This is a genomic window from Bathymodiolus azoricus thioautotrophic gill symbiont, assembly GCF_001298715.1.
Taxonomy (GTDB): domain Bacteria; phylum Pseudomonadota; class Gammaproteobacteria; order PS1; family Pseudothioglobaceae; genus Thiodubiliella.
This window is the reverse complement of sequence record NZ_CDSC02000270.1, coordinates 1-3,120: the sequence shown is the minus strand read 5'-3', so window position 1 is coordinate 3,120 and position 3,120 is coordinate 1. Positions and strand designations below refer to the sequence as shown.

At 38.4% G+C, this 3,120-nt stretch carries 2 protein-coding genes and 1 tRNA gene; all 3 read right to left on the bottom strand.

Features of this window, described 5'->3' with window-relative positions; translation table 11 throughout:
• Positions 1–59: 59 nt before the first annotated feature.
• The 3 genes from BAZSYMA_RS05190 to BAZSYMA_RS05180 all read right to left on the bottom strand — a co-directional run bounded on the left by BAZSYMA_RS05190 (position 60) and on the right by BAZSYMA_RS05180 (position 2,970).
• Positions 60–136: transfer RNA gene (locus BAZSYMA_RS05190), tRNA-Ile, on the bottom strand.
• Between the two features lie 8 nt (positions 137–144).
• Entirely contained in the window at positions 145–1,956 is a 1,812-nt protein-coding gene (rpoD, locus tag BAZSYMA_RS05185) for an RNA polymerase sigma factor RpoD (RefSeq protein WP_090716361.1), read from the bottom strand.
• A gap of 51 nt (positions 1,957–2,007) precedes the next feature.
• The gene (locus BAZSYMA_RS05180; RefSeq protein WP_090716358.1) at positions 2,008–2,970 is read right to left on the bottom strand and encodes a ribose-phosphate pyrophosphokinase; all 963 of its coding nucleotides are present in this window, start codon (positions 2,968–2,970) and stop codon (positions 2,008–2,010) included.
• Positions 2,971–3,120: the final 150 nt, after the last annotated feature.

Here is a 3,120-nt window from a genome sequence, read left to right as displayed (position 1 = left end):
ATATGACTAAGCACACAATAAGTGCACCTTTTAGTAAGAATAAAGGTGCGGTTTGAATGTGGTGGGCCTTCTTGGACTTGAACCAAGGACCAAACGATTATGAGTCGTTTGCTCTAACCAACTGAGCTAAAGGCCCGAAAGGGGTTACTCTAGGAAGCTTGAAAGTTTGTGCGCTCTAGATGGGTGTCTAAGTTTACGCAAGGCTTTGGCTTCAATTTGGCGAATACGCTCACGCGTTACATCAAATTGACGTCCGACTTCTTCTAGTGTGTGGTCGGTATTCATATCAATACCAAAACGCATTTTTAATACTTTTGCCTCTCTAGGTGAGAGGTTGGCAAGTAATTCACCTGTTGTTTCTCTTAGGCTTTCTTTGGTAGTGATGTCCACTGGTGAAGATGCATTGCCATCTTCAATAAAATCACCAATATTAGAATCTTCATCATCACCAACCGGAGTTTCCATTGATAAAGGTTCTTTAGCGATTTTTAAAATCTTAACAATCTTGTATTCTGGTAATTCCATCTCTACTGCTAATTCTTCAGGTGTTGCTTCACGACCATATTTTTGTAACAATTGGCGTTTAACACGGTTAAGTTTGTTGATGGTTTCGATCATATGTACTGGAATACGAATGGTACGAGCCTGATCAGCAATCGAGCGCGTAATTGCTTGACGAATCCACCAAGTTGCATAAGTTGAGAACTTGTAACCACGACGATATTCAAATTTATCAACAGCTTTCATTAAGCCAACATTGCCTTCTTGAATAAGGTCTAAGAATTGTAAACCACGGTTGGCGTATTTTTTAGCAATTGAGATGACCAGACGCAAGTTAGCTTCAATCATTTGTGCTTTGGCTGTTTTAGCACGACGGTCACCACGACGATAAAGCTTATTAAGCGCCTTTAATTCAGCAACAGTCAACTGCATTTCTTCTTCATAGTCTTGAAGGTTTTTTTGTGCGTAGTAAATTTCATCTTTACTGCTGGCTAATTTATCTTTAATTTGACTGTCAAGCGTAACTTTTTTTAACCAATCAAAATTTGTTTCGTTGTCGGTAAATAATTCAAAGAATTGCGTTCTATCCATACCTGCATATAAACAAGCTTTTTGGATGGATTTTTCTTGTTCTTTGACTTTATCAACACGCCCGCAAATAATTTCTACCATGGTGGTGACTAATTTTGGTGCTAGGCGTAAGTCTGATAAACTTTGTGATAATTTCTTGCGTTCAGACACTGTTTTTTTGTCACGGAAGCCGTGTTTTTCGTTGGTTTTTAGATATTTGTCAGAGCATTTTGAAATGGTGTCAAAACGCAAATATACTTGGTCTTCATCTGGACCCGCATATTCCATTTCTTCCATTTCTTCGTATTCTTCGTCATCATCAAAATCACCAGCGTCAAAAGCTTTTTTCTTTTCTGCAAAGTCTTCTGCGTCACCTTGATAACCAATAATAACATCGGTGATTTTGCATTTACCTTCTTCAAGTCTTTTATGCGCTTTAAAAAATTGTTCAGTGATGACTGGGTAAAGCGTAATTGCTTGCATGATTTCAAATACGCCAGCTTCAATCTCTTTAGCAATACGGATTTCGTCTTCTTGTTCTAATAAATCCACTACACCCATTTCGCGCATATACATTCTAACTGGGTCAGTGGTTCTGCCAAACTCTGAATCTAATGCTGCCAATGCAGCAACTGCGGCTTCTGCAGAAGTCGATTGTGCTTTAGCGCCTGATTCTACAACTAAGGTATCAGCATCAGGAATAGTGTCAGAAACAACAATATCTAACTCTTCTAGAATGGTTTTAATTGGCTCAATTTGATCTTGTGTTAGTAAATCTTTTGGCAGTAAGTCATTGAGCTCAGAATAGGTTAAGTAGCCTTGTTCCTTGCCGAGCATAATGACTTTTTCTAGTGCTTGTTTATGTGCTTTTGTTGTGTTTTTCATGAGTTAATAGATATTGTAACAATCCAAAGGAGCAATTATACCGTCTTATCACTATTTGTCGTCGGTAAAAATTGCACTAATAGATTGTTCTTCGCTAATGCGTTTAATTACTTCTGCAAGTTTCGGTGCAATAGATACAACTCTGATTCTATCGCATTTAACTGCTGCTTCAGTTAAAGGGATAGTATTGGTAGTTACTAATTCATCAAGTTCAGAGTTATTGATATTGTCAATTGCAGGACCAGATAAAACAGCATGCGTTGCGTAAGCCACCACTTTTTTAGCGCCTTTTTCTTTTAAGATGCTGGCAGCTTGACATAGAGTGCCAGCGGTATCAACCATATCGTCAATTAAGATACAAGTTCTGCCACCAACATCACCAATTACATTCATTACTTTTACCATGTTTGGTGCAGGACGACGCTTGTCGATAATAGCAAGGTCAGAATCGTTAATACATTTGGCCGCAGCACGCGCACGCACAACACCGCCAACATCAGGCGACACAACGACTGTGTTTTCATAATTTTGTGCAAGGATATCATTAACCAAAACCGGTTGAGCATAAATATTGTCAATTGGAATGTCAAAAAATCCTTGGATTTGGTCAGCGTGTAAATCAACCGTTAAAATTCTGTCAACACCAGATGCCTCAATCATTTTTGCAGCCAATTTTGCGGTGATTGGTACACGCGTTAAGCGAGAACGACGGTCTTGTCTGGAATAACCAAAATATGGCACAACGGCAGTAATGCGAGTAGCAGAAGAGCGCTTCAGTGCATCAACTATGACTAACAACTCCATCAAAGTTTCTGCTGGCGAAGGTCCGCAAGTAGGCTGCAAAACGAATACATCGCAACCGCGTACATTTTCCAAGATTTCAACTTGTGACTCACCATCGCTAAATCGCCCTACGAGCGCCTTACCTTGCATAACATTTAGACTTGAGATGATTTCTCCAGAAAGTAATGGGTTGGCATTACCACTAAAAATTTTAATTTTGTCAAGCGACATAGATATTTGTTGTTATCTTAAAAGTGCCTGAATTATACTATGAGACCTTTGCATAATTTATAATTTATTCAGATACTGAATTATGTAATTTTTTCGGCTTTGAAAATATTAAATGTATTTTCATCAAAATGAATGATTAGATCTTGAAAT

Coding starts and splice junctions, on each gene's coding strand:
- rpoD (WP_090716361.1), bottom strand. CDS start 1,956: ATGAAAAACACAACAAAAGCACATAAACAAGCACTAGAAAAAGTCATT.
- BAZSYMA_RS05180 (WP_090716358.1), bottom strand. CDS start 2,970: ATGTCGCTTGACAAAATTAAAATTTTTAGTGGTAATGCCAACCCATTA.